At 38.1% G+C, this 26,385-nt stretch carries 24 protein-coding genes and 1 pseudogene; 24 read left to right on the top strand and 1 reads right to left on the bottom strand.

The annotated features are described in order from the left end of the window. Nucleotides 1–577 precede the first annotated feature (577 nt). The 3 genes from hisS (at nt 578) to ACEN4I_RS11985 (ending at nt 4,720) form a co-directional block, all read left to right on the top strand. On the top strand, nt 578–1,906 hold the full coding sequence (gene hisS, locus ACEN4I_RS11995) for a histidine--tRNA ligase (RefSeq protein ID WP_407096765.1): 1,329 nt from the start codon (nt 578–580) through the stop codon (nt 1,904–1,906). Between the two features lie 42 nt (nt 1,907–1,948). Continuing rightward, entirely contained in the window at nt 1,949–3,742 is a 1,794-nt protein-coding gene (aspS, locus tag ACEN4I_RS11990; RefSeq protein WP_407096766.1) for an aspartate--tRNA ligase, read from the top strand. A gap of 75 nt (nt 3,743–3,817) precedes the next feature. Then, nucleotides 3,818–4,720, top strand: a complete 903-nt coding sequence (locus ACEN4I_RS11985) for a deoxyribonuclease IV (protein ID WP_407096767.1) — start codon at nt 3,818–3,820, stop codon at nt 4,718–4,720. A 67-nt stretch (nt 4,721–4,787) separates the two neighbouring features. Here the strand turns inward: ACEN4I_RS11985 and ACEN4I_RS11980 are convergent, their stop codons facing one another. Further along, on the bottom strand, nt 4,788–5,633 hold the full coding sequence (locus ACEN4I_RS11980) for a pyruvate, water dikinase regulatory protein (RefSeq protein ID WP_407103118.1): 846 nt from the start codon (nt 5,631–5,633) through the stop codon (nt 4,788–4,790). Nucleotides 5,634–5,928: 295 nt separating this feature from the next. Between ACEN4I_RS11980 and ACEN4I_RS11975 the strand changes: the two genes are divergently transcribed. From ACEN4I_RS11975 to ACEN4I_RS11875, 21 genes and pseudogenes are all read left to right on the top strand, one after another. Beyond that, complete coding sequence (locus ACEN4I_RS11975) at nt 5,929–6,354, top strand: Fur family transcriptional regulator (protein ID WP_407103119.1); 426 nt, start codon at nt 5,929–5,931, stop codon at nt 6,352–6,354. 189 nt (nt 6,355–6,543) lie between these two features. Next, on the top strand, nt 6,544–6,717 hold the full coding sequence (rpsU, locus tag ACEN4I_RS11970) for a 30S ribosomal protein S21 (RefSeq protein ID WP_204210937.1): 174 nt from the start codon (nt 6,544–6,546) through the stop codon (nt 6,715–6,717). A 34-nt stretch (nt 6,718–6,751) separates the two neighbouring features. Next, nucleotides 6,752–7,195, top strand: a complete 444-nt coding sequence (locus ACEN4I_RS11965; RefSeq protein ID WP_407103120.1) for a GatB/YqeY domain-containing protein — start codon at nt 6,752–6,754, stop codon at nt 7,193–7,195. A gap of 192 nt (nt 7,196–7,387) precedes the next feature. Next, on the top strand, nt 7,388–7,654 hold the full coding sequence (locus ACEN4I_RS11960; protein ID WP_407103121.1) for a hypothetical protein: 267 nt from the start codon (nt 7,388–7,390) through the stop codon (nt 7,652–7,654). 126 nt (nt 7,655–7,780) lie between these two features. After that, entirely contained in the window at nt 7,781–8,776 is a 996-nt protein-coding gene (locus tag ACEN4I_RS11955) for a PhoH family protein (RefSeq protein WP_407096772.1), read from the top strand. Nucleotides 8,777–8,798: 22 nt separating this feature from the next. Beyond that, nucleotides 8,799–11,000 (top strand): HD family phosphohydrolase, encoded by a 2,202-nt coding sequence (locus ACEN4I_RS11950; protein ID WP_407103122.1) that lies wholly within the window; start codon nt 8,799–8,801, stop codon nt 10,998–11,000. Nucleotides 11,001–11,037: 37 nt separating this feature from the next. Continuing rightward, complete coding sequence (gene ybeY, locus ACEN4I_RS11945) at nt 11,038–11,517, top strand: rRNA maturation RNase YbeY (protein ID WP_407096774.1); 480 nt, start codon at nt 11,038–11,040, stop codon at nt 11,515–11,517. Then, a complete protein-coding gene (locus ACEN4I_RS11940; RefSeq protein ID WP_407103123.1) occupies nt 11,498–11,893 on the top strand; it encodes a diacylglycerol kinase family protein in 396 nt (131 codons plus the stop codon). The genes ybeY and ACEN4I_RS11940 overlap by 20 nt, the downstream gene beginning before the upstream one ends. Nucleotides 11,894–11,944: 51 nt before the next feature. Continuing rightward, complete coding sequence (locus tag ACEN4I_RS11935; RefSeq protein WP_407096776.1) at nt 11,945–12,355, top strand: cytidine deaminase; 411 nt, start codon at nt 11,945–11,947, stop codon at nt 12,353–12,355. Between the two features lies 1 nt (nt 12,356). Next, nucleotides 12,357–13,262, top strand: coding sequence for a GTPase Era (gene era, locus ACEN4I_RS11930; RefSeq protein WP_407096777.1), 906 nt, complete (start codon nt 12,357–12,359; stop codon nt 13,260–13,262). Between the two features lie 151 nt (nt 13,263–13,413). Next, nucleotides 13,414–14,214: a DNA repair protein RecO gene (gene recO / locus ACEN4I_RS11925; protein ID WP_407096778.1), complete on the top strand. Its 801-nt coding sequence runs from the start codon at nt 13,414–13,416 to the stop codon at nt 14,212–14,214. 293 nt (nt 14,215–14,507) lie between these two features. Next, nucleotides 14,508–15,419, top strand: coding sequence for a glycine--tRNA ligase subunit alpha (gene glyQ / locus ACEN4I_RS11920; RefSeq protein WP_407103124.1), 912 nt, complete (start codon nt 14,508–14,510; stop codon nt 15,417–15,419). Nucleotide 15,420: 1 nt separating this feature from the next. Further along, nucleotides 15,421–17,490 carry a glycine--tRNA ligase subunit beta gene (gene glyS / locus ACEN4I_RS11915; protein WP_407103125.1) on the top strand — a complete coding sequence of 690 codons (2,070 nt, stop codon included), beginning with the start codon at nt 15,421–15,423 and terminating at the stop codon, nt 17,488–17,490. A 100-nt stretch (nt 17,491–17,590) separates the two neighbouring features. Then, the gene (locus tag ACEN4I_RS11910) at nt 17,591–17,953 is read left to right on the top strand and encodes a DUF488 domain-containing protein (RefSeq protein WP_407103126.1); all 363 of its coding nucleotides are present in this window, start codon (nt 17,591–17,593) and stop codon (nt 17,951–17,953) included. A gap of 27 nt (nt 17,954–17,980) precedes the next feature. Next, entirely contained in the window at nt 17,981–19,696 is a 1,716-nt protein-coding gene (locus tag ACEN4I_RS11905) for an ABC transporter ATP-binding protein (RefSeq protein WP_407103127.1), read from the top strand. Between the two features lie 102 nt (nt 19,697–19,798). Further along, complete coding sequence (locus ACEN4I_RS11900) at nt 19,799–20,329, top strand: transcription repressor NadR (RefSeq protein WP_407096783.1); 531 nt, start codon at nt 19,799–19,801, stop codon at nt 20,327–20,329. A gap of 87 nt (nt 20,330–20,416) precedes the next feature. Beyond that, on the top strand, nt 20,417–20,986 hold the full coding sequence (locus ACEN4I_RS11895) for a hypothetical protein (RefSeq protein ID WP_407096784.1): 570 nt from the start codon (nt 20,417–20,419) through the stop codon (nt 20,984–20,986). Between the two features lie 249 nt (nt 20,987–21,235). After that, nucleotides 21,236–23,110 (top strand): DNA primase, encoded by a 1,875-nt coding sequence (dnaG, locus tag ACEN4I_RS11890; RefSeq protein ID WP_407103128.1) that lies wholly within the window; start codon nt 21,236–21,238, stop codon nt 23,108–23,110. Nucleotides 23,111–23,171: 61 nt separating this feature from the next. Further along, nucleotides 23,172–24,278: an RNA polymerase sigma factor RpoD gene (gene rpoD / locus ACEN4I_RS11885; protein ID WP_407096786.1), complete on the top strand. Its 1,107-nt coding sequence runs from the start codon at nt 23,172–23,174 to the stop codon at nt 24,276–24,278. Nucleotides 24,279–24,913: 635 nt separating this feature from the next. Continuing rightward, nucleotides 24,914–25,069, top strand: a pseudogene (locus ACEN4I_RS11880) (helix-turn-helix domain-containing protein); the annotation flags it as partial. A 228-nt stretch (nt 25,070–25,297) separates the two neighbouring features. Next, a complete protein-coding gene (locus ACEN4I_RS11875; RefSeq protein ID WP_407103129.1) occupies nt 25,298–26,308 on the top strand; it encodes a D-alanine--D-alanine ligase in 1,011 nt (336 codons plus the stop codon). The last annotated feature ends 77 nt before the right edge of the window (nt 26,309–26,385 follow it).

Here is a 26,385-nt window from a genome sequence, read left to right as displayed (position 1 = left end):
CAGTTGGTGCAAAGAATGGGACGATTCCATTATATGCCTCTCATTCATCGGCAATAGGACAATTAATCAAAAGTTTTCGTTAATTCCTGTCTTTTGGGAGAAGGTTCCTGGTTTTAGGAACGTTCTTCCAAAAGATGGGCCAGCAAGCGGCGGAGCCGTGCGGTAGCTGACAAGTGTACAAAAATAGAGTGCCTAAACTAGCGGAGTAATAGGACGCTCGAGAAAAACTTGACACAAACAAATAAGAATGTGTCTTGACAATCTGTTGTCTTTCTAGTAATCTTTAACTAATACAAAATATCTGACCCCAATGATAGAGGAAGTAACTTTATTAGCGTATCAAGAGAGAATTTTCATGGGCTGAAAAAAATTCTGCGCGAGATAAAACGAAAGACACTCTGGAGGGACAGTAGTGAAAAGCTGCTGCGTTACGAGCGTTAATCGTTGAGGAAAGCTGATGGCTTTCAAAACAAGGTGGTACCACGTTGACATGTTCAATCGTCCTTATTCTGCACAAGCAGAGTAAGGACGATTTTTTTTTTGATAAAAGGGTAGATAAGAAGGAGAGACACATATAATGGCATTTCAAAAACCAAAAGGCACAGCTGATTTGTTGCCGGAAAATACAAAACAATGGCAATACGTAGAAGATATTTTTAGAGCTGTTTTAGCAGACTATCAATTTGAAGAAATTCGAACACCGATTTTTGAAAGTTATGACCTGTTTTCAAGAGGTGTTGGTGAAACCAGCGACATCGTTTCCAAAGAAATGTACAATTTTCAAGATAAGGGCGGTAGGGAATTAGCTTTACGTCCTGAAGGAACTGCTCCTATTGCCAGAGCATTTGTCGAAAATAAATTGTTTGGGCCAGAGCATGCTAAACCATACAAAGTTTATTACCAAGGACCGATGTTTCGTTATGAGCGCCCTCAAAGCGGCCGTATGCGTCAATTTCATCAATTTGGGGTCGAAGCGTTTGGAAGCGACAATCCGGCAACAGATGTTGAAACAATTGCTTTAGCAATGGATCTGTTTCAAGAATTAGGATTAGAAAGTTTAAAACTTGTGATCAATTCATTGGGAGATCTGGAAAGTCGTTTGGCTTACCGTGAAGCGTTGATTGCTTATTTGGAACCACATGTTGAAGAATTGAGTGAAGACTCAAAAAACAGACTGCACAAAAACCCTTTGCGCGTATTGGACAGCAAAGACAAAAAAGATCAAGCTATCGTAGCAAATGCGCCTTCTATTTTAGATTATTTGAACGATACTTCTAAAGAACATTTTGAAGCAGTAAAAGAAATGCTGGAAGCTTTAGATATTCCTTATGAAATCGACAGCAATATGGTTCGCGGGTTGGATTATTACAACCACACGATTTTTGAAGTGATGACAGAAGCTGAAACATTTGGTTCGTTGACAACCATTTGTGCAGGCGGACGTTATGATGGATTAGTCGAAGAAGTAGGTGGACCAGCTACTCCAGGCTTTGGCTTCGCTATCGGTATGGAACGTTTGTTGCTTATTTTAAACGCTGAGGATATTGAGTTGGCGGAAGAAGAAGCGTTAGACGTGTACGTCATCGGTATTGGCGAATCCACTAACTTAGAAACCTTAAAAGTTGTTCAAGCGGTTCGTTCAGCCGGTTTATCTGCTGATCGCGACTTTTTGAATCGCAAAATCAAAAATCAATTTAAAACTGCCAACAAGAAAAACGCGAAAGTAGTCTTGACGCTTGGGGAAAATGAATTGGAAAATGGTACGATCAACTTTAAAGTCATGAAGAGCGGAAAAGAATCCGTAGTGGAATTAGAAGAAATCTACGATGGTGATTTTGAAAAATTGTTTAATGTAAAAGTTGCCGATATGACAGCTTTTAATGAGTTTTTCAAAAAAGAAGATTAATCGGAACGAAAAATGAAGATAAAAGAGAAGGGTTGATTTAAAATGGCTAAACGAACAGTATATTGTGGCCAAGTCACTGAAGACTTAGTTGGACAAGAGATTGTGCTAAAAGGATGGGTACAAAAACGTAGAGATTTAGGTGACTTGATTTTTATCGATTTGCGTGACCGTGAAGGAATTGTTCAAATAGTATTTAACCCTAAATTCTCTAAAGAAGCCTTAGAAATAGCAGAGTCTGTTAGAAATGAATACGTTCTTGAAATAACCGGTACAGTTGTAAAACGTGCTGAAGGCATGCAGAACAACAAAATCGCAACTGGTGATGTTGAAATCGAAGCACGCCAAGTAAATGTATTGAATGAAGCAAAAACAACCCCTTTTTATATTGAAGATGGCGTTTCTGTTTCAGATGAAAAGCGTATGGAATATCGTTATTTAGACTTACGTCGTCCTGAAATGACGAAAAACCTGCTTTTACGCCACAACATCACGAGATCGGTACGGAACTTTTTAGACAATCAAGAATTTATTGACATTGAGACACCGTACTTGACGAAGTCTACTCCAGAAGGTGCCCGAGACTATTTAGTGCCTTCACGTGTGCATGCGGGACATTTTTATGCTCTTCCGCAATCCCCGCAATTGTTTAAACAATTGTTGATGGGTGCTGGATTTGACCGTTATTACCAAATCGTTCGTTGTTTTAGAGATGAAGATTTGCGCGGAGACCGCCAACCTGAATTCTCTCAAATCGATATTGAAACCAGCTTCTTGGAACCTGAAGAAATTCAAGAATTTACAGAAAATATGCTGGCAAAAGTATTGAAAGAAACTAAAGGAATCGAAGTTGCTTTACCATTCCCACGGATGTCTTATGATGACGCCATGAACCGTTATGGTAGCGACAAACCAGATATTCGTTTTGCGATGGAATTGATTGATTTGAATGATATTGTAAAAGACTCCAGCTTCAAAGTATTCAGTGGAGCTGTAAGCAATGGCGGAATGGTAAAAGCCTTGAATGTAAAAGGTGCTGCAGCCAATTATTCACGTAAAGACATTGATGCTTTAGGCGAATTTGTAGGCATTTATGGTGCTAAAGGATTGGCTTGGCTGAAAGTTGACGAAGATGGACTTAAAGGACCGATTGCAAAATTCTTTACAGACGATGCTGATGCTTTGATTGAACGCACTCAAGCAGAACCTGGAGACTTACTGTTGTTTGTAGCGGACAAAGCTGCTGTAGTTTATGATGCTTTAGGTGCGTTGCGTGTGAAATTAGGAAAAGAATTAGACTTGATTCCACAAGATGAATTTGCATTCTTATGGGTTGTTGACTGGCCATTAGTAGAATTTGATGAAGAAGGAAGCCGTTATACTGCAGTGCACCATCCATTTACGATGCCTGAAGAAAGTACATTAGAATTCTTAGAAAACGAACCTGCTAAAGTAAAAGCTCGAGCGTACGATATTGTATTGAATGGTTATGAATTAGGAGGCGGTTCAATCCGTATCCATAAACGTGACATTCAAGAAAAAATGTTCAAAACGCTTGGTTTTACACAAGAAGAAGCAGAAGAACAATTTGGTTTCTTGTTGAACGCTCTTGAATATGGTTTCCCACCACATGGTGGTATTGCATTAGGATTAGACCGTTTTGCAATGTTGTTGGCGGGCGAAGACAATATTCGCGAAGTTATTGCTTTCCCTAAAAACGGAAGTGCAGTTGATCCAATGGCTCAAGCTCCAAGTTTAGTGAGCGGTAAGCAATTGGAAGAATTATCGATTCAAACGACAAAAATCGAATCAGATGAGGAAGCAGCAGCAGAAGAATAAGCAGCGAGCACTATTCTTCTCTCCACTGTCCTCTATAAAGAAAATAAGAGATTAGAAAGTCAGGAGAATAAAAAAATGGTTTTGATCGGCTCACACGTTTCAATGAAAGGCAAAGAAATGTTATTAGGAGCAGCTCAAGAAGCTGCAAGTTATAAAGCTTCTACGTTTATGATTTATACAGGAGCTCCTCAAAATACGCGTCGTAAAGCTTTAGAAGAAATGAATATCCCAGCAGGCGAAGCATTCATCGCGGAAAATGGACTATCTGATATTGTGGTTCATGCACCTTATATCATTAATTTAGGAAACACGATTAAACCAGAAAATTTCAGTTTTGGCGTGGAATTTTTAAGAGCAGAGATTGAGCGAGCAGAAGCCCTAGGAGCTAGACAAATTACGATGCACCCGGGTGCACATGTTGGGGCTGGTGCAGATGCAGCTATCCAACAAATCATTAAAGGATTAAATGAAGTTCTGCATGCGGATCAAAAAGCTCAAATAGCGTTAGAAACGATGGCTGGAAAGGGGACCGAAATCGGTCGTTCATTTGATGAGATAGCTCAAATCATTGATGGTGTAACCTTGAATGACAAATTATCGGTTACTTTTGATACGTGTCATACCAATGATGCAGGGTATAATGTAAAAGAAGATTTTGACGGGGTGCTGAATGAATTTGACAAAATCATTGGACTAGATCGCTTAAAAGTGGTGCATGTCAATGATTCGAAAAATCCAATGGGCAGTCATAAAGACCGTCATGCCAATATTGGTTTTGGAACGATTGGTTTCGAAGCTTTGAACAAAATCGTTCATCACCCTCAATTAACAGATCTGCCTAAAATATTGGAAACTCCATTTGTAGGAGAAGACAAGAAAAATAAAAAAGCTCCTTACGGTCATGAAATAAAAATGTTTAATGAACAAACATTTAATCCTGATCTATTAGAAGATATTTTGAATGGTGCAGCTTTTTAAACCATAAAAAACAACTCGAGAAACGATCTTCAGCTTCGTGCTGTGAGTTTTTCTCGAGTTGTTTTGTTTAATCGTATTCTTGAATGTGACTCTGTTTCTTCTTGTCTAATTGCAAGGTACTGACAATGATAGCTGCTGTTTCTTCGATGGATCTTTTTTCAACATTGATCACTAAGCAACCTAATTTTTCATATAAATTATTGGAAAATGCCAACTCTTTTTCGATTCGTTCTTTATTGGAGTAAGGAGTATCTGGATTTAATCCATAAGCGATCATACGCTCTTTACGGATAGAATTGATCATGTCCAAATTATTGGTCAAACCGACAATTTTCTTAGGATCTACTTGCCACAGTTGTTCAGGTATATGAGATTCTGGTACCAATGGCAAATTAGCGACTTTGTAGTTTAAGTTAGCTAAAAACATGCTCAAAGGTGTTTTCGAAGTTCTTGAGATACCTAGTAAAACAATATCAGCTTCTAAGAAACCTTTAGGATCTCTTCCATCATCATACGTTACTGCAAATTCAATCGCTTTGATACGATCGAAATAAGTTTGGTCCATTTCATGCAACGCACCTGGCTTATGCAAAGGCTGGATGCCAGAACGATTTTGGATTTCTCGAATAACTGGACTTAACAGATCTACACAAAAAATCGCATTTTTTGAACAATATTCTTGAGCGATTTGGCTCAAGTTATCGGAAACTAAGGTATGAAGAACCATAGCATTTTGACGTTGAGCTTTTTCTAATATAGAAATCAACGTATCTTCCCCACGAATAAAAGGGTAGCCATGTAATTTGATATCGGCGGATGGAAATTGCGCCATCGCTGCTTTGCCTATTGAGTTGGCAGTCCCTCCTACTGAATCTGATACAATGTAGATGTCTACCGGGTGATTAATTTCCATAACTGTTTTCTCCTTTAACAATGTATTTGGGACGATCAAACGGAAAGAATAGTTAAAAAGTGTGAAATAGCTGTTTCATTTGTCAAACTATTCCCGAGTGTTTAAAAATAGTGGTTGCAATCCAGTCATTTTCTGTATACCCTTTTAGTATAACGGATTAAAGAGTAAAATTATAGGCTGAACAGACTTCTTCTGTTTATTTTACGAGAGAGGTATCATAAAGAACTTGATTTACCACGTTGTCGTGGTATACTATAAATCGAAACGAGTCCGTTTTAAAGGAGGCTAGATTCCTGTGAACGAAGTGGAAAATGCTATTGGAATATTGAAAGATCATGGATATAAATATACCGATAAGAGAGAAAATATCTTGAGTTATTTTAATCAAGAAAATCGTTATATCACTGCCAAGGAAGTGCAGCAGTTTTTGAAAGTCAAGTATCCAAATATCAGCTACGATACGATTTACCGCAATTTGTATACTTTTGTTGAACTAGATATTGTGGAAGAAACTGAATTAAACGGAGAAAAGCTATTTCGATTGAATTGCTCCCATTCTGGTCATCACCATCATTTTATCTGTACTGTATGCGGAAAAACGAAAAAAATTGAAATGTGTCCCATGAACTTTTTTGAAGATCAATTAAATGGGTGCCAAATAACCTCTCACCGTTTTGAAATTTTCGGGACATGCGAGGAGTGTCTATTACCTGCAAGTTAGGCAGAGGCCCTTGGAAAGAACGGGTTTTATCGTCTAAAAGAAAAAACGCATATTTTTTTGAATAACAGCAAAGTCATATTGACGTGGCTTTAACGATTCGATATAATATAGAAGGACAGTTTTTTAATTATGCAATTTATGCATAAGAAATAACGGTTACTTAAATAGCACGGAGGGGGGTAATTGAATATGTCAAAAACAGTCGTTAAGAACAATGAATCTCTTGATGATGCTCTTCGTCGCTTCAAACGTACCGTTTCTAAAACAGGTACAATGCAAGAGGCTCGCAAACGGGAATTTTATGAAAAACCTAGCGTGAAGCGTAAGAAAAAATCCGAAGCAGCTAGAAAACGCAAGCATTAATCTTGGAAGTTTTTAGAATTGAGGTTGAAGAAGCATGACTCTATTAACTACTATTAATGATGATATTAAAACAGCCATGAAAGCTAAAGACAAACATAAACTTTCTGTATTGCGCATGATAAAATCTTCATTACAAAACGAACAAATCAAAAAAGGCACTGAATTGAGCAAAGAAGACGAATTAGCCGTTCTTTCTCGTGAAATGAAACAAAGACGTGATTCATTAACAGAGTTCAAGAAGGCAGATCGACAAGATTTGGTGGATCCTCTGGAAAATGAAATTGCGATCGTTGCAGAATATATGCCTAAACAGTTAACTGAAGAAGAACTTCAGTCTGTTGTTCAAGAAGTTATTGCTTCTGTAAATGCAACATCAGCAAAAGATTTTGGTAAAGTAATGGGTGCCGTCATGCCAAAAGTAAAAGGCAAAGCTGATGGAAATGATATCAATCGAATTGTGAAACAACAACTTTCTTAGGTTACTGTTTCATGTGAATGATTTCAAAAAAAAAGATGATGTCGAATGAAAATTCGAATCATCTTTTTTATTTATTCTGTAATTGACTGCGGAATCTCTCGCGAAATGATGAACTTTTCTTAACTTTGCGTAAGCGCTAATTTAGTATAGAATGTGAGTGACAACTTTAAAACTAAGAAGGAAGGATCATTAATGAAAGTAGATAAAAAGAAACTGATGCTGGCTTGTTTAATCCTGTCCATAATAGCCATTATTTTCGGCTATTTTTTGTGGGCCATTCTGATTCCTATTCAAGATTTTCACCTTATGGGAGATGAGGAATTGCTTAGAGCACAAAAAGAATATGCAGTGAACTACCCTTTAGGCAGGTTTTTACTGTATGCTGGGAGCTTTGGTCTGGTAGCTTCCACGCTTTATTTGATCGTAGCTCATTTTAAATCCAAAAAATCCCCTTTCTAGTTTTCAAGTTTAACTAAAAAAAAGTTTTGAAGCATTTTTTTATTCCCTACTTATGTGAGTGCAGGTTCTTTTTACTCGTGAAATATGCTATGATTTGTATAAATAAAAAAAGGAAGTGTCTGCTGATTGTCTGAACTTACAAATGAAACCCGCGTATTAGAACTAAAAAATCCTGATAGTGCCGTTAATTTATTTGGCAACCAAGATAAGCATTTAACGTTGATTGAAGATGCGATGGATGTGGTGATCCATAGTCGTGGAGACAAATTAGAAATTAGTGGATCTAAAGAAAATGTCGACTTAGTCAGCGAAATCTTTATTCAGCTGCAAGAATTATTAAAAACGGGTATCCAAATTGGACAACCTGATATTGTTACGGCAATAAAAATGGCAAATCGAGGCAATTTATCAAAATTTATTAGTATGTATGAAGAAGAAATCGGAAAAGACCAAGGTGGAAAACCGATTCGTGTAAAAACATTTGGTCAGCGTCAATACGTTCATTCCATTCAAAAAAATGATGTAGTTTTCGGTGTCGGACCGGCTGGTACTGGTAAAACGTATCTAGCTGTCGTGATGGCAGTGTCTGCTTTGAAAAAAGGGGAAGTCAAACGCATCATTATCAGTCGTCCTGCTGTAGAAGCCGGTGAAAGTCTAGGATTCTTACCTGGAGATTTAAAAGAAAAAGTTGACCCTTATTTGAGGCCCATCTATGATGCTATGTACAGCATTTTTGGATCGGAACATACTGCTCGTTTGATGGAACGTGGAGTCATCGAAATTGCTCCTTTAGCTTATATGAGAGGGAGAACGCTGGATGATGCTTTTGTCATTTTAGATGAAGCACAAAATACAACTGTCCCGCAAATGAAAATGTTCCTGACCCGTTTAGGTTTTGGGTCAAAAATGATTGTCAACGGCGATGTAACGCAAATAGATTTGCCGCGAGGAACGATGAGCGGTTTAGTACATGCTGAAAGAGTTTTGAAATCCGTTAAAGGCATCCATTTTTCTTACTTTGATGCTTCAGATGTCGTACGCCATCCTGTGGTTGCAAGCATTATAGCGGCATACAGTGAAGAGAAAAATGAATCTTTATTAAATCAAGACAACAAGAAATAACCACAACTGGAGGAGAATACACATGATGAGAGCGTTCACTGCACTGCGAAAAAAAGTAGGGAAGTTTTTTGTGCCTTTAATCATGCTGTTATTTTCCTCTATTTTATTTCTATTGATGTATAGCGGTATTCAACCGGCCATATTGGATATCCAGTTGTACCAAGTAGCCGATAATACCATTCGAGCAAATGCAACAGTAGAAGATACTGCACAAACAGAAGCCAATCAGAAGGTTGCAGAAGATAATGTAGCACCGGTCTACAGTTTTAATTCAGAAATACAAAAAGTCCAATTGTCAAAAGTACAGATTCTATTTGTGACGATTGAAGAAGTGCAAAAAGAAGCCAACAAAATGTATACTCAAGAAGTGGAAAGCTTCCAAGCTGCTAATCCTGAAGATACAGATGGGGAGACACCAAATACTCCAACTGTAGAACCGCTAACTGCAGAAGAAAAATACGCTTTGTTTGAAAATAAAACAAACAATTTAGAACAAGAAACGCAAGAATTCATCTCAGCATTGCCGCAATGGGCGATTACTTCATTGTTAGAGGCTCCGGCGGGTACGTTGAAGACATTAAATGACTCTTTGACAACAGTTGTTTCTGATAAAATGGCTGCACCGATTCGTTTGGAAGAGATGAACCAAGTGATAGAAGATGCGCAGGATAGTCTTCAATACGTGGAATTAGATAATACATACCAAAGAATTGCTAATTTGATATTAGAACATGCAATTATAGAAAATAATATTTATAATGAGCAAGCTACCGAACAAGCTCGTCAAGAAGCAGTCAGAAATGTTCAGCCGGTTATGATTTTGCAAGGACAAGTGATTGTTCAAGAAGGTCATGTAGTAGACAGTGCAGACATGCACCAATTGGAACTATTAGGCATGCTGGATGATGAACCTTCATACCATATGCTTTACAGCTTGCTGGTGCTATTGATAGCCCAATTATTAGGAATCTATGTAATCAGCAAAATAGAATCCCTTGCCTCTCAAGATTTTTCTAAGGTATTAGTACTATATAGCTTGGTGATTATCGCCAGTGTAGCGATCATGAAAGGATTGCAGCTGTTGCAATTAGCCGGTATCAACAATATCGCCTTTCTATACCCGGCAGCATTAGCACCTCTACTGATAAATGCCTTTTTGTCCCCTAGATTCGGCTATTTAGCAAATACCTTTTTACCCGCCTTTTCGATTTTTATTTACACGGGTTACAGAGGAACCACTACTGCATTGGTCATCGCTCTGATCTACGTATTGAGTGGATTGTTTGGAGCTTTGATAAGACAAGGAAAAGAACAAAGAATAGAGGGGAACTTACTTTGGTCAATGATTGTTGGAAATGGTATAGTGATGTTGTCCATGATTTTTTACCTTAACCAGCCTATCTTTACCCTGCAGACCTTACTGATGGTGACGTATTCTGTATTAAGCGGCGTACTGGCATATGCATTAGCAACGATCTTGATTCCTTACATTGACGTCTATTATACAGATAATGCTGTTTTGACACTGACAGAATTATCCAATCCGAATCAACCATTGTTGAAATTGTTGCTGACGAAGACGCCTGGAACTTATCACCATAGTTTGATGGTGGCCAATCTCAGCTCAAATGCTGTCAGTGCTATAGGAGGAGATTCTCTATTTGCTCGAGTAGCTTCCTATTACCATGATGTAGGGAAGTTGACGCATCCGTTGTTTTTTGTGGAGAATCTGCCAAGTGGGATGGACAATCCACACAACTTGTTGACACCTTACGAAAGCAAGGAAATCATTTTTGGGCATGTTTCTGAAGGAATCAAAATATTGAAAGAGGCCAAACTGCCACAGTCCATTATTGATATTTGTGCGCAGCATCATGGGACGACTTTAATGAAATATTTTTACGCTCAGGCTAAAAAGGAAAACAGTGAGGTCAACGAAAGCGACTTTAGGTATCCAGGTCCTAAACCTCAAACAAAAGAAGCAGCCGTGATCAATATTGCAGATAGTGCAGAAGCAGCCTGTCGTTCCATGTCCAGACCAACTAAACAGTCAATCGAAGAATTTGTTCATGAATTGATCGTGGATCGAATAAAAGATGGACAATTTGATGAATGTGACATTACAATGAAAGAACTAAGGATCGTTGAAGCGGCTTTAGTAGACAATCTAGTGGGGACCTTCCATAGCAGGATCGAATACCCTAAAACAGAACCAACAAAATAAGGTCCAATAAACATTTTAAAGGAGTGGTGGTTATTCTATGGAATTAGATTTATTTGATGAAACCAATACCGTTGAAGAAGAACATAAAGAGTTGGTCAGTACGATTTTAGAATTTGCTGCAAAAAAACTTGCATTACCGGACAATACAGAAGTGTCTGTTACGTTCGTCACGAACCCCCGGATACAAGAGATCAATCGTGAATACCGAGATAAAGATCAACCTACAGATGTCATCAGCTTTGCATTGGAAGACGAAGTAGATGACGAACCGGAATTCTTTTTAGGAGATTTTGAAGGAATGATTCCTAAAAACATTGGAGACATTATTATTTCCATTGATCGAACGAAGGAACAAGCTGTTGAATATGGCCATTCATTCCAAAGAGAGTTAGGCTTCCTAGCGTTACATGGTTTTTTACATTTAAATGGGTATGACCATATGAATGAAGAAGATGAAAAAGAAATGTTTGGACTGCAAAAACAAATTTTAGAGGAGTATGGTCTTGGACGAGAATAAAAAAAGTACAAAAAACCGAAGATACCTTGATTCTTTTAAATATGCTTTTATGGGAGTCGTAACTGTATTTCGAGAAGAACGGAACATGCGGACGCATGTAACATTGGGTTTTTTAGTTCTTTTATTTAGTCTGTTTTGTAAACTTTCATCAGCAGAATGGCTTTGGATGTTTTTATGTGTCTTTTTAGTTTTTGTCATGGAAATATGGAATACAGTGATTGAAAATGTGGTAGACTTAGTTACCGATCATCAATATCATCCCATTGCAAAAAAAGCTAAAGACATGGCGGCGTCAGCAGTACTAGTGACTTCTTTATTTTCAGTTGTTGTTGGTAGCTATATTTTGTTGCCCAAGATACTGAGCTGGTTCTTTTAATAGAGTGAACAGATGTGTTGAAAATACTTATTCCCAAGGAGATAAAATTAAATGAAACCAAACGATACAGTTGTAGAAACTTTAATCGATAATGCAACAGCCATGTTAGATCGTGCCTACGTACCTTATTCAAACTTTCCAGTAGGGGCTGCACTTGTCACAAAAGATGGAGAATTTTTTTCAGGCTGCAATATTGAGAATGCCTCTTATGGATTAGCCAATTGTGCTGAACGAACAGCTATCTTTAAAGCTGTTTCAGAAGGAAAAAAAGAGTTTGATTATTTAGTAGTAACTGGAGACACTGATGGACCAATTTCGCCATGTGGGGCCTGTCGTCAAGTGATGGCAGAATTTTGTGAACCAGATATGCCGGTATTGCTGACCAATAAAAAAGGCAAACAATTAGCAACAACAGTTAAAGAGCTTCTGCCTGGAGCATTTCGATCGGAGGATATGGTTTAATATGGTTAAGAAAAATTATAAATCAGGGTTTGTATCTATTGTAGGACGCCCAAATGTAGGGAAATCAACATTTTTAAATCAAGTAGTAGGTCAAAAAATTGCGATTATGAGTGATAAAGCGCAAACGACAAGAAATAAAATCCAAGGGATCTATACCACTAAAGAAGAACAAATTATTTTTATCGATACCCCTGGGATTCATAAGCCAAGACATCGCTTAGGTGACTTCATGGTTGATTCAGCCTTGAGTTCTTTTAAAGGTGTAGAGGTCATTTTGTTTATGGTCAATGCGACAGAAAAACGCGGCCCAGGAGATAACTTCATCATTGATAAATTGCAAGAGAGCAAAACGCCTGTCTTTTTAGTCATCAATAAAATCGATGAAGTTCACCCAGATAAATTATTAACGATCATTGAAGATTACAGAACAACAATGGATTACGCTGAAATCGTGCCAATCTCTGCTAAAGAAGGAAACAATGTTCCGACTTTGTTGAAAGAAGTGACCAGCTACTTGCCTGAAGGACCTCAATTTTATCCTGAAGATCAAGTGACGGATCACCCTGAGTACTTTATCATTTCAGAATTGATTCGTGAAAAAGTCTTGCAATTGACTCGTGAAGAAGTACCGCATTCAGTAGCTGTTGTCGTGGAAAAGATCGAGCGCAGCGAAACCGATAAAGTTCAAGTTCACGCAGCAATCATCGTGGAACGTTCTACTCAAAAAGGAATCATTATCGGAAAAGGCGGTAAAATGCTGAAAGATATCGGGATTCGAGCTAGAAAAGATATTGAAATATTGCTGGGAGATAAAATTTATCTAGACTTATGGGTCAAAGTTCAAAAAGATTGGCGTGACCGTCAAACCAACTTGCAAGACTTTGGGTATCGTTCTGAAGATTACTAAAAATAGATGTCTATTTTATAACGTTGGTAAAAAAATGATTCTGAAATTTTCTAGAAAATAGTGGTTAAGAATTCTCATTTATGAGCCTAAACTTTCTACCCATGTTATAAGATGAAAGATTCTAAAATTCAGTTAAAAAGGAGTGGAGAAGTTGTCTCAAATTGAAGAATTTGAAGGCATTGTGCTATCTGTCAAAAAACATCGCGAAACAGATCACTTAGTTAAACTATTTACCGATCGTTTCGGTAAATTGATGTTTTTTAGCAGAGGGACAGGCAAGCGAAATAGTAAAATGAAAACTGCCATTCTCCCTTTTACAAAAGCCACTTATATTGGTGATGTTCGAGATACTGGTTTATGCTTTCTAAATGATGCCAAAGATCAAGAACAATACAAAAGTATGCAAACGGATATTTTCTTGAACGCGTATGCAACTTATTTATTGAGTTTGGTTGATGTAGCTTTAGAAGACAGGAAACCGGATGGTACGTTATACCACAAGCTATCAGCTAGTTTGAGAGAAATAGATGAAGGGTCAGACCCGGAAATCATTATGAATATTTTTGAGATTCAGTTGCTGCCTTATTTTGGGGTAGCACCTGAATTAAGAGGCTGCAGAGTGTGCGGCAATACAGATGGTCCATTTGATTATTCGTTGAATTATGGGGGATTGTTGTGTCAGCAACATTGGCATATGGACCAGCATCGGTACCATGCAAGTCAACGAAGCATCTACTTTATTCGTTTATTTTCAAGGATTTCATTAGACCAAATCGGCAATATCAGTGTAAAAGAAGAAACAAAAAAAGAAGTTCAATTTTTAATTGATCAAATCTATGATGATTCAGTAGGACTCAAGCTGAAAAGCAAAAGCTTTATCCAAAAAATGGGGAGTTGGAGCACTGTGCTCAAAGACTCGCGCAATCCTGAAAAAAATGATAGAAAAGATTGACAACCTCTCTAAAAAGAGGCTATTATAATAAAGAATTGAAGAAACAGCGATGAAGGAAAAAGTAAAAATTTGAATCTCTTATCTAAGCGAATTTGGGATAGTGTGAGCCAAATAAAGAGTGAATTTTGAAAGGGCATCTGGAGCTGAAACCAACAAAGATGCTAGTAGCGGTTTAAACGATGCTAGAATTAGGGTGGAACCGCGGTTAATATATAATCGTCCCTATGCTTAACCAAGTCGTTGAGCATAGGGGCTTTTTTCTATTTCAAGACAAAAATGAGGAGTGGAAACAGATGAAAAAAGACAGTTTAACCTTTCAAGAAATCATTTTAACACTGCAAAAATATTGGTCTGATCAAGGCTGTATGTTAATGCAAGCGTATGATACAGAAAAAGGTGCCGGAACGATGAGCCCGTATACTTTTTTACGCGCAATAGGACCAGAACCATGGAATGCAGCTTATGTAGAACCTTCAAGAAGACCAGCTGATGGCCGTTACGGAGAAAACCCTAACCGTTTATTCCAACACCATCAATTCCAAGTTGTGATGAAGCCGTCACCTGAAAACATCCAAGAATTGTATTTGGAAAGTTTGAAATTATTAGGCATTAATCCGTTAGAACACGATATCCGTTTTGTAGAAGACAACTGGGAAAATCCTTCTATGGGGTGTGCCGGTTTAGGATGGGAAGTATGGTTAGACGGAATGGAAATCACTCAGTTCACTTATTTCCAACAAGTAGGCGGTTTGGAATGTAAACCTGTCACCAGTGAGATTACTTATGGTTTAGAACGCCTTGCTTCTTACATCCAAGAAGTGGATAGTGTATACGATATCGAATGGACAACAGGTGTAAAATATGGAGAGATCTTTATTCAACCAGAATACGAACATTCTCAATATGCTTTCAATCATAGCAACCAAGAAATGCTATTGAATTTCTTTGATGAGTATGAAAAAGAAGCCAAAAAACAAATTGAAGCAGGTTTGGTTCATCCAGCATACGATTACGTTCTAAAATGCAGCCACGCCTTCAATTTGCTGGATGCTAGAGGAGCAGTATCGGTTACCGAAAGAGCCGGCTACTTAGCGCGCATTCGTAATATGGCACGAGCAATCGCAAAAGCTTTTGTAAATGAACGCGAAAAACTAGGATTCCCATTATTAAAGAATGAAGAAATTCAATTGGAGGAGGCTGAATAATATGAGTCATAATGTATTGCTTGAAATCGGACTAGAAGAAATGCCCGCAAATGTAATCACTCAAAGTCGCATCCAATTGATGCAACGAATCGAAAAATTCTTGACTGAAAATCGTTTAGCTTTTGGTGAAGTCAAGTCATATGCTACTCCACGTCGCTTAGCTGTATTGATACATGAAGTTGTTGAAAAGCAAGAAGACGAAGAAGTAACCGCTAAAGGACCGGCAAAAAAAATCGCTTTAGATGAAAACGGAGATTGGTCCAAAGCTGCACAAGGATTCGTTCGAGGACAAGGCCTGACAACAGATGACATTTATTTAAAAGAAATCAAAGGTATCGAATACGTGCACGTGGATAAATTTATTCCTGGAAAAGCAGCTATGGACATTTTGGTGCATTTATCAGAAGTCATCACAGCTATGACATTCCCGGTCAGTATGCACTGGGCAGACTATTCATTAAAATACATCCGCCCGATTCATTGGATCGCTGCTTTAGCAGATGATCAAGTGATTCCGTTTAAAGTGTTGGATATCGAAACATCGAACACCAGCCGTGGTCACCGCTTCTTAGGAACCGATGTGGAATTTAAAGATGCATTAGATTATGAAGATGCACTTAAAAAAGAATTTGTCATTGCAAACAATGATGAAAGAAGTGCGCTGATTGTTGAACAAATTAATCAATTAGCAGTTGAACACCATTGGACTGTTCCGATGGATGAGGACCTTTTGGAAGAAGTAACCAATATTGTCGAATACCCGACAGCTTTTTATGGAACATTTGACGAAACTTACTTATCTTTACCAAATGAAGTGCTGATCACTTCTATGAAAGATCACCAACGCTATTTTTATGTGTTGGATGCAGAAAACAACTTGATGCCTTATTTCATTTCTGTTCGCAACGGAAATGCCGATCACATTGAGAACGTGGCTAAAGGAAATGAAAAAGTATTAGTCGCACGTTTGGATGACGCTAATTTCTTCTTTGAGGAAGATAAAAAATTGTCGATCGCTAGCTGTTTAGAAAAATTGAAATCTGTTACGTTCCATGAAAAAATAGGATCTATGTTCAGCAAAATGCAGCGTGTAGGATTATTTGCAGAAGTTATTGGTAAGCAAGTTGGGTTAACTGAACAAGAATTGACGGATTTAAATAGAGCAGCGGCTATCTATAAATTTGATTTAGTGACCAATATGGTAGATGAGTTCCCTGAATTGCAAGGAATTATGGGTGAGAAATATGCGGTGTTGTTTGGCGAAAACGCAGCAGTTGCCCAAGCAATCCGTGAACATTACCAACCGATTTCTAGTGAAGGAGAATTGCCTGTCAGCAACATTGGGGCAGTATTGGCTATTGCGGATAAATTAGATAGTGTGATGAGTTTGTTTGCTGCTGGAGTTATTCCAACAGGTTCAAATGATCCATTTGGTTTAAGAAGACAAGCTTACGGGATGATTCGTATTGTGGTAGATAAACAATGGACGTTCCCTGTTCGTACGATTTGGAACACGATTTTAACTCAATTAGAAGAAAGCACTTCATTGCTGTTAGAAGGATTCAAAAAAACGGATACAGAAGCACTTGCTTTTATCAAAGGAAGAGTGCGTCAATTGTTGAACGGTCTTCAATTGAGCCATGATGTCATTGATGCGGCATTGGATTCTACTCAAGATGACATCATTCAAATTATTGAAACAGCTCAAGTTTTAGCGAGCGAAAGTGCGAAAAAAGATTTCAAACCAACAATTGAAGCAATCTCCAGAGCATTGAATTTAGCCAGCAAAGCCAATGCAGAGGCTGTCATTAAACCGGAACGTTTTGAAACAACTTCTGAAAAGAACTTGTATGACAATGTTCTATTGCTTAAAGACCGTTATGCCGAGTTGACGATCGCAGAAAAATACACAGCGTTAGCTGACTTAGCACCGATCATCAATGCTTTCTTTGATGAAAACATGGTCATGGCAGAAGATGCAGAGGTTAGAGACAACCGTTTGTCTATTCTTCACCGAATAGCGGACTTCACGTTATCTTTTGCCAGCTTAGATAAACTCGTGATAAAATAATGTTTCATTGTTACTCCATTAGGGATCTTCTTTCTTAGTGGAGTTCTTTTTTAAATGAAACAAGCTTTTACACAGCATAGTGAGAAGGGGGGTTCTTTTGATGGAAGAATTAAAAATGAAACGGGTTTATGAAAAGTCAGCTCCTGATGACGGTTACCGTATTTTAGTGGATCGCATTTGGCCGAGGGGGGTAAAAAAAGCAGACGCCGATATCGATGAATGGTGCAAAGAAATCACCCCCACGACTGAAGCCAGAAAAGCTTTTGGTCATGATCCTGACAAATTTGAGCCTTTCAAAATGCGATACCTTCAAGAACTAGAGGAGAATCCTCAGGCACCAGAATTTATTCAAAAAGTTCACGATTTACTTCGTCACCAGCCGGTAACGTTAGTGTATGCTGCAAAAAATGAAACATACAACCATGTAGTGATTTTGAAAGAATTCATTGAAAAAAAGGGATAGAAATAGGGGATACATTAGGGGGAAAACATGCTAAAACGCTTTTTTAATTATTATCGACCATACAAAAAATTGTTTACACTGGATTTTAGTTCAGCTGTAGTAGTCGCCGTATTGGAATTGGCTTTTCCATTAGTAGTCAGTGAAGTGACCGATACATTATTGCCTTCTGAAAATTGGCGTCTGATCGTTGCCTCGTCCATTGGTTTACTGCTTTTATATGTCATTACAACATTATTGCAGTATGTGGTCACTTATTATGGCCATAAATTAGGAACGAACATTGAAACAGATATGCGCAGAGATCTGTATTCTCATTTGCAACGGCAATCTTTTCGTTATTTCGACAACCGAGAGACCGGTCAGCTGATCACTCGATTGACTTCGGATCTATTTGAGATTGCTGAAGTAGCTCACCATGGTCCGGAAGATATTTTTATCACGATCTTTACCTTATCGGGTGCTTTTTACATGATGATGCAGATACATACGGATCTAGCAATCGCCACATTTATTTTAGTGCCATTTATCGCTATTGCATTAGCCTTTTTCAATAAAAAAATGACAAAAGTCAATACACGTATTTACAAGAATATGGGAGATTTTAGTGCCGGTATTGAGGCAGCTGTTGGAGGAATCCGTGTCGTTCAAGCTTTTGCAAATGAAGAATATGAAAGCAAACGCTTTGAAGGATTGAACCAGGCTTACCGACAATCGAAGCTGTTATTTTTTAAAATGCTGGGAATCAGCCACTCCTACAATTATTTATTGATTCGATTGATCAGTTTGTTTGCTTTGTTTTTTGGAGCTTATTATACAATCCAAGGAGAAATCAGTTACGGAGATTTTATCGGATTTATTTTATTGGCTAATGTATTTGTGCGTCCCATTGAAAAAGTCAATACGATGATAGAAAGCTACCCTAAAGGTATCGCTGGATTCAAGCGTTTTGCTGAAGAACTGGATCTGGAACCAGAGATCCACGACAAGCCTACTGCTGTTGAAACGTCTGGCTTAACGGGTAATATTGAATATAAAGATGTGACTTTTAGTTATGAAGGGAATGCACCTGTTTTAGAGGCAATCGACTTGTCGATCCAAGCGGGTGAGACAGTAGCTTTTGTTGGTCCAAGTGGAGCAGGAAAGACAACGATCTGTAATCTCCTGCCTCGTTTTTACGAAATTGATTCCGGTAAAATCACCATCGATGGTTACGATATCCAAGAAGTGACACTCCAATCTTTACGCGATCAAATCGGTGTCGTTCAGCAAGACGTATTCTTATTTCCAGGAACGATTCGTGAAAATATCCGTTATGGGAAACTAGATGCGACAGAAGAAGAAATACAACAGGCTGTTCAATTAGCTCATTTGGAAAAAGCCGTAGATAGTATGCCAGAAGGCTTAGACAGTATAGTGGGAGAGCGCGGAGTCAAACTTTCAGGAGGACAAAAGCAACGGTTGTCGATAGCGCGAATGTTTTTAAAAAATCCGCCTATTTTGATCCTTGATGAAGCGACTTCTGCATTAGATACGGAAACAGAGCAAGTGATTCAAGATTCACTGGAGTCATTAGCTAAAGGACGAACAACTTTGATTATTGCACACCGACTGGCAACTATTAAAAATGCTACTCGCATTGTGGTAGTGAATGAAGAGGGCATTGCAGAACAAGGAGACCATGACGAATTGATGAGATTAAATGGCGCCTACAAGAAATTGTATGACGCTCAATTTTCTTCATAGATTGGTGTTTAGAAAATAAAAGATGCGAACTCCCATTGTGATTTAGGGAGTTCTTTTTGTATAATGGAAGTATCAATTTAAAATGAACAAAGGGCGGATAATATGGATGCTAGTCAACGAAGAGAATCAATCATTGCAACATTAAAAAAAGAGCATACTCCTTTTAGTGCTTCCAAGTTGGCTAAACAATTTGGTGTCAGCAGACAAGTGGTTGTAGGAGATGTGTCTTTATTACGTGCTGCGGGTGTGGACATTATTGCAACACCGAGAGGATATTTGCTCGACTCGGCAGCCAGGTCACAGAATCCCCATAAACAATTTATAGGGAAAATAGCCTGCCAACATACAGTGGACCAGACACAAGATGAATTGTATACAGTAGTGGACAATGGGGGAGAATTATTGGATGTGATCGTTGAGCATCCGATTTATGGCGAATTGGCTGGGAGATTAAATATCGCTTCACGGAAAGATGCAGACCGTTTTATGAGACGCATGTCGGAAACCGAAACAGGATTGCTTTCTGATCTAACGAATGGCATTCATTTGCATACCATCGCTTGTGAAGACCGAGAAACCTTTGAGAGCATCAAGCGCTTGTTACAAGAATTGAATATTGTATACCGCGGGTGATTTAGTATTGACATTTCAATCATAACTTATATAATTACCTTACAGGTGTCAAGACACATGTAAAAAAGTTGTATGAGGAGTATACACATGAAAACAAGAAAAAATATTTATCAATTGACATTATCTGCTATTTTAATTGCTATCGGGATTCTTATTCCCATGATCAGTCCTTTAAAACTGATTTTAGAACCAGCTTCATTCACATTAGCTAGTCACGTCCCGATTTTTATTGCGATGTTTATTTCACCTAGTGTAGCTGTTGCAGTGGCGCTTGGGACCACAGCAGGATTCTTTTTAGGAGGGTTTCCGATTGTGGTTACTTTAAGAGCCCTGACACATGTGATATTCGTGGCTATTGGATCGCAAATGCTGAAAAAAAGGCTCTCATTGATTCAGGAAAAGGGGCAATCTTTCTTATTTTCTTTCTTGATTGGAATCATCCATGCCGTAAGCGAAATCGCTGTCGTATCCTTGTTTTACTTTTCAGGGGGAATGACAGGCGGTTACTATGCTCAAGGGTTTATGACTTCAGTATTGCTGCTGGTAGGGGTAGGGACTGTCGTGCATAGTATGATCGACTTTTCCATTGCTCAAGTAATTTGGCTCGGATTGGAAAAAAGAACCAACGTTTCTAAAAAAATCTCTCACATTCAGTAGAATCAGTTAGGCTAAATAAACACAAATCAAAACAGTTGTCTCATAAGGACTACCCGAAGTGTTTTTTCTGTAGACACTTTGGTAGTTCAATTTGAGTTTTATCAGGTTTCATGCTACAATACATAATGTATTGTTGTGTATAATAATAGCTATGAAAAATTGAGTCGCACTTAATTATGGGTGCGACTCTTAGATACTTTTACTGTTTGTTTGACAAATAGATGTCTTGAATGGATCGAGGTGAATGATGTGGCAGTAAGAATTCCTGAAGAGACGATCAATGAGATTCGGCAAAAAACCAATATTACTGATGTGGTCAGTCAATACGTCCAATTAAAAAAGCAAGGAAAAAACTTATTTGGCTTTTGTCCATTTCATGAGGAACGAACACCTTCATTTTCAGTGACAGAAGAAAAGCAGATTTTCCATTGTTTTAGCTGTGGGCGAGGAGGAAATGTCTATTCTTTCTTAATGGAAGTAGATGGCTTATCTTTCCCGGAAGCAGTTGTCAAAACGGCTGAGTTGAGCAATATTCCTCTAGACGATGAATTGCTTCAACAACAAAGTCAGTATCATTCGGCTGGAGATTCAAAAAATGATCAACTCATTCAAATGCATGAAGAGAGTACAGAATTATTTCATCATATTTTATTAAATACTACAGCAGGTGAAGAAGCGTTAAACTATTTATTGGAACGTGGTCTAACCACTGAGACTATAGAAACCTTTAAGATCGGTTTTTTGCCAAAGGAACGAACGGTATTATTGCAGTATTTAAAAGGGAAAAATTATACAGATCAACAGTTGGAAGAATCCGGATTATTTATCACCCGTGAGAATGGCGACAAAATGGACCGTTTTTCCAATCGGATTTTATTTCCCGTTGAAAACCAGCAAGGGAAAGTGGTGGCTTTCTCAGGAAGGCTTTTTAAAGCTACGGAAAATCCTCATTTTACGGAACCTAAATATTTAAACAGTCCTGAAACAGCTTTATTCAACAAGCGCAGAGTATTGTTCAATTACAAGCGAGCCCGTTCTACGATTCGGAAAGAAAAAGAAGCGATTTTGTTTGAAGGTTTTATGGATGTTATTTCTGCTTATCAAGCAGGAGTCACCAATGCCATCGCTACAATGGGGACCAGTTTAACCAATGAACAGATCCATATGTTGGATCGGATCACGGATAAAATCATCATCGCTTATGATGGAGATAACGCTGGAATAGAAGCTACTAAACGAGCGGCAGTTCTCTTGAGTGAAGAAACTCATTTTGATTTGGAAATCATTAGTTTTCCAGAGGGATTGGATCCGGATGATTACATCAAGCAAAAAAGTTCTGAAGCCTTTGTGGAATTTATACGTCATGGGCGAGACACGTTGTTCAATTTTAAAATGCGGTATTATCGTCGTTCTCTTAATTTGAATAATGAGACCGAACGTTTAGGGTATATAGACAAGTTGTTAAAGGAACTATTGACGATTCCTTCAGCTATTGAGCGAGAAGTCTATTTAAAACAATTAGCTGAAGAATTCGATATCACTCTGGAGACACTTAAAGAACAGTTTCAACAAACTTTCTACACTTATCAAAGCAAAAAATCGCAGCACGCCCAATCGGAGCAACAGGACCCACCGCCAAGAAGGCAGCCTAATATCCCTTCGCAAGTCCAAAAGCAGAGACGCATTATTGGGCCTGTGGAGCGCGCAGAACGATTATTGTTGAACCGGCTCCTTCATTTTGAAGCTGCCTGGGTCCAATTAAAAAGCGCAGCTGAGGACTTTCATTTCGTGCACGATGAGTATCAAATGTTATATGTGTTGTATGAAAGTTTTAAGGAACACACAGAAAACCAGGGAACTGTAGAAGCTTTTATGGACTTCGTCAAAGAACCTGAATTAAAAAATCAGTTAGTAGAACTGGAATTAATGTCTGTCAGTGATGAAATGAGTAATCAGGAAATCATTGATTGTGTAGACGTTATTACACGAAAATCTGAATTACACGATCAATTGAAAGAAAAACAGCAACAAATAAAAGAAGCTTCCCGACAAGGAAATCAAGACCAAATGCGCATATTGATGAAGGAAGTGGTCGATTTGTCTCGATTGTTGAAGAGCAAGTAGGTTGATTGAGTAAGGTTAGAGGATTTAAACCATTCAGTTGGAAAAGGGGAGGCATTTTTTGATGGCAGATAAACAAACTACAAGCAAACAAACGTATGAACAAGCTGTAAAAGCCTTGATCAAAGAGTACAAGATAAAAGGTACGATCAAATACGACGAATTATCCGATAAAATTGCAACACCTTATACGTTGGAAGCAAAAGACATGGATAAATTGATTCAACGTATTGAAGATGCAGGAATCGGTGTTGTCGGAGAAGACGGAAATCCTACTGAACGTCAATTGATCAAAGAGGAAGAAGAAGAAAAACCAGAAGATTTAACTGCTCCTCCCGGTGTGAAAATCAATGATCCTGTACGTATGTATTTGAAAGAAATCGGACGTGTGGATCTATTATCGGCTGATGAAGAAGTATCCTTGGCTAAGCGTATTGAAGAAGGAGACCCAGAGGCTAAACAAAGTTTGGCTGAAGCCAACTTGCGTTTGGTAGTTAGTATTGCAAAACGTTATGTAGGTCGTGGAATGCAATTCTTGGACTTGATTCAAGAAGGTAACATGGGCTTGATGAAAGCTGTTGAGAAGTTCGACTATACTAAAGGGTTTAAATTCTCTACGTATGCAACTTGGTGGATCAGACAAGCGATTACTCGCGCGATTGCTGACCAAGCCAGAACGATCCGTATCCCGGTTCATATGGTTGAAACCATCAACAAATTAGTTCGTATCCAACGACAATTATTGCAAGACTTAGGAAGAGATCCTACACCCGAAGAGATCGGTGCTGAAATGGACTTGCCGACTGAAAAAGTACGTGAAATCTTGAAAATTTCTCAAGAGCCTGTTTCGCTTGAAACACCAATTGGAGAAGAAGACGATTCTCACTTAGGCGATTTCATTGAAGACCACGATGCTACAAGTCCAGAAGACAATGCTTCTTATGAGTTATTGAAAGAACAATTGGAAGACGTATTAGATACTTTAACGGACCGTGAAGAAAATGTCTTGCGTCTGCGTTTTGGTTTAGATGATGGACGTACAAGAACATTGGAAGAAGTTGGTAAAGTATTTGGTGTGACCCGTGAACGGATCCGTCAAATCGAAGCGAAAGCTCTACGCAAACTTCGCCACCCAAGCAGATCGAAACAATTGAAAGATTTCTTGGAATAAAAGAATTAAACTTACAGACACTTGCCATTTGGGGAGTGTCTTTTTTTACGTTGTTGGTAGAGAAATTCCTTCCGGAATCGGGGTTGCTTGGTGAGAGTCATGGGAGCGCTTGGAGCCGCGGTCTCCAAGCTTGCAAGCTTTGTCATGGCTGTTGCTGCTTCAGCAGCTTTACAGACATGATACACTTGGGCGTATGCCCACAGCGCTTTCACATTGCATCCTAGACATGGCTACCAGCAACCCCGCTTCCTTCAGGAATTTCTAAGGATGAGTCTCTATGGGATTCTGTTTTCAAAGAAGTGTCATTATACTATCAGTCATGAATAAGTTATACTGTTTATGAACGTATGCGTCTTACCAAAGGGGCTGTTATGTTCAGTTCAAGGTATCAACTATAACACCTCGCGTTGGTTTAATAAGAAAATGAACAAGTCCTCCTGAATAAGAGATAAACAAAGCAAATTAGAAAAGCTTTCTTTCTCAAAATACGGGGAATGAAAATGAATAAGAATAGTGAAACCATCAAAAAACGTTTGTCCGAAAATGTAGAATTTAAACAAGTTTTTTGAAGAAGAACAGATAAAACTAGATTTAGCAGATCTTATGTTTGAGTTGAGAACGCAAACGGGTTTAAATCAGACAAACTTTGCAAAGAAGGTAAAAAATCACGTTCTACGATTGCTAGAATTGAAAGTGCTAGAGTGGAAACGTCATTTTCTACTATTGAAGATATAGCTCGTTCTTTGGATAAGAAAGTTGAAGTTAAAATTGTCGATAAAGGTAATGCATAAAATTTCAAAAGTAAACTAGTAGACATTTTTGCTCTTAAATGTTATTAAAATCATGAAGAATAAGAGTTCTTGATTTCACTATTAACATAATAAAAAACTCCTAGACTACTATTTTTGGTATTCTAGGAGTTTTGCTATATATAGTTATGTGAATGAGCTAAAATAATAGGAGAAAAGTTCAATGTTCTTGGAACAAAAAAAATATATATAAAGAAATGAGGAGACTTAATGAAAATAGTAGTACTTGCAGGGGGTATAAGCGAAGAAAGAAATGTCTCACTGTCTTCTGGCAGCCAAATAGCGAATGCTTTAATGAAAAAAGAGCATGAAGTATTGTTGATAGACCTAGCTCAAGATAATGAGGAAACTAGTGACTTTGATAGTGCTTATTCTTTAAATCATCAGGATGAATATTTATTTCAGGTATCTGAAGAAACGCCTAGTGTTTTTATGAAAAATACTCAAAAAGATACAGTGGGGAAAAATGTTCTCAACATCTGCAAAACAGCTGATATAGTTTTTATAGCTCTTCATGGTGGGATTGGTGAGAACGGTCAAATTCAAGCCTTATTTGATATTCATGGTATACGATATACTGGATCAGGATACAAGAGTAGTCTTCTCGCGATGGATAAAGTCATCTCGAAAGAACTGATGGCTTTTCATCATATTCCAACACCAAAATGGACAGTTATAAAAAAAATAAAGGATGCGAGCACGGTGACATTACCAGCAGTTGTGAAGCCAAACGATAGTGGATCGAGTATTGGAGTAGAGATTGTGTCTGATAAAAAAGAATTAAGCACGGCATTAAAATCAGCTTTTAACTATTCTCAAACTGTATTAGTAGAAGAAAGAATTATTGGTCGGGAGTTTTCGGTGGGAATCGTAGGGGAAAAAGCGTTGCCCGTTATAGAAGTGATACCTAAAGCTGGATTTTATGATTACAAAAATAAGTACCAAGCCGGTTTTACAGAAGAAATTACGCCAGCACATTTAAATGAAGAATCAACAAAAACGATGCAAAAATTAGCTCTTCAAGTTCATCATCTTTTAGGACTAACGATCTATTCGAGAATTGATTTTATGATGGATGATAATGAAAATATCTATTTCATAGAAGCTAATTCACTTCCAGGCATGACACCTACCAGCTTGATTCCTCAAGAAGCTGCAGCTGCGGGCATCAGCTATATAGATTTATGTGAAATGATTGTAGAAAATTCTTTAGCGAAATAGTTCTGTGTTTTTTGAAAGAAAATGAATGAAATAAATTACTTATAGCATTCCCTTAGTGAGTTTGTATCTCAGTAAGG

Source organism: Desemzia sp. FAM 23990, assembly GCF_045528485.1.
Lineage (GTDB): Bacteria > Bacillota > Bacilli > Lactobacillales > Carnobacteriaceae > Desemzia.
This window is presented reverse-complemented; position numbering and strand designations above follow the sequence as displayed.

Coding starts and splice junctions, on each gene's coding strand:
- ACEN4I_RS11940 (WP_407103123.1), top strand. CDS start 11,498: ATGGTCTTGGACGAGAATAAAAAAAGTACAAAAAACCGAAGATACCTT.
- ACEN4I_RS11900 (WP_407096783.1), top strand. CDS start 19,799: ATGGATGCTAGTCAACGAAGAGAATCAATCATTGCAACATTAAAAAAA.
- rpsU (WP_204210937.1), top strand. CDS start 6,544: ATGTCAAAAACAGTCGTTAAGAACAATGAATCTCTTGATGATGCTCTT.
- glyQ (WP_407103124.1), top strand. CDS start 14,508: ATGAAAAAAGACAGTTTAACCTTTCAAGAAATCATTTTAACACTGCAA.
- era (WP_407096777.1), top strand. CDS start 12,357: ATGGTTAAGAAAAATTATAAATCAGGGTTTGTATCTATTGTAGGACGC.
- ybeY (WP_407096774.1), top strand. CDS start 11,038: ATGGAATTAGATTTATTTGATGAAACCAATACCGTTGAAGAAGAACAT.
- glyS (WP_407103125.1), top strand. CDS start 15,421: ATGAGTCATAATGTATTGCTTGAAATCGGACTAGAAGAAATGCCCGCA.
- aspS (WP_407096766.1), top strand. CDS start 1,949: ATGGCTAAACGAACAGTATATTGTGGCCAAGTCACTGAAGACTTAGTT.
- ACEN4I_RS11985 (WP_407096767.1), top strand. CDS start 3,818: ATGGTTTTGATCGGCTCACACGTTTCAATGAAAGGCAAAGAAATGTTA.
- ACEN4I_RS11895 (WP_407096784.1), top strand. CDS start 20,417: ATGAAAACAAGAAAAAATATTTATCAATTGACATTATCTGCTATTTTA.
- hisS (WP_407096765.1), top strand. CDS start 578: ATGGCATTTCAAAAACCAAAAGGCACAGCTGATTTGTTGCCGGAAAAT.
- ACEN4I_RS11905 (WP_407103127.1), top strand. CDS start 17,981: ATGCTAAAACGCTTTTTTAATTATTATCGACCATACAAAAAATTGTTT.
- ACEN4I_RS11950 (WP_407103122.1), top strand. CDS start 8,799: ATGATGAGAGCGTTCACTGCACTGCGAAAAAAAGTAGGGAAGTTTTTT.
- ACEN4I_RS11965 (WP_407103120.1), top strand. CDS start 6,752: ATGACTCTATTAACTACTATTAATGATGATATTAAAACAGCCATGAAA.
- ACEN4I_RS11980 (WP_407103118.1), bottom strand. CDS start 5,633: ATGGAAATTAATCACCCGGTAGACATCTACATTGTATCAGATTCAGTA.
- ACEN4I_RS11910 (WP_407103126.1), top strand. CDS start 17,591: ATGGAAGAATTAAAAATGAAACGGGTTTATGAAAAGTCAGCTCCTGAT.
- ACEN4I_RS11935 (WP_407096776.1), top strand. CDS start 11,945: ATGAAACCAAACGATACAGTTGTAGAAACTTTAATCGATAATGCAACA.
- ACEN4I_RS11960 (WP_407103121.1), top strand. CDS start 7,388: ATGAAAGTAGATAAAAAGAAACTGATGCTGGCTTGTTTAATCCTGTCC.
- rpoD (WP_407096786.1), top strand. CDS start 23,172: ATGGCAGATAAACAAACTACAAGCAAACAAACGTATGAACAAGCTGTA.
- ACEN4I_RS11875 (WP_407103129.1), top strand. CDS start 25,298: ATGAAAATAGTAGTACTTGCAGGGGGTATAAGCGAAGAAAGAAATGTC.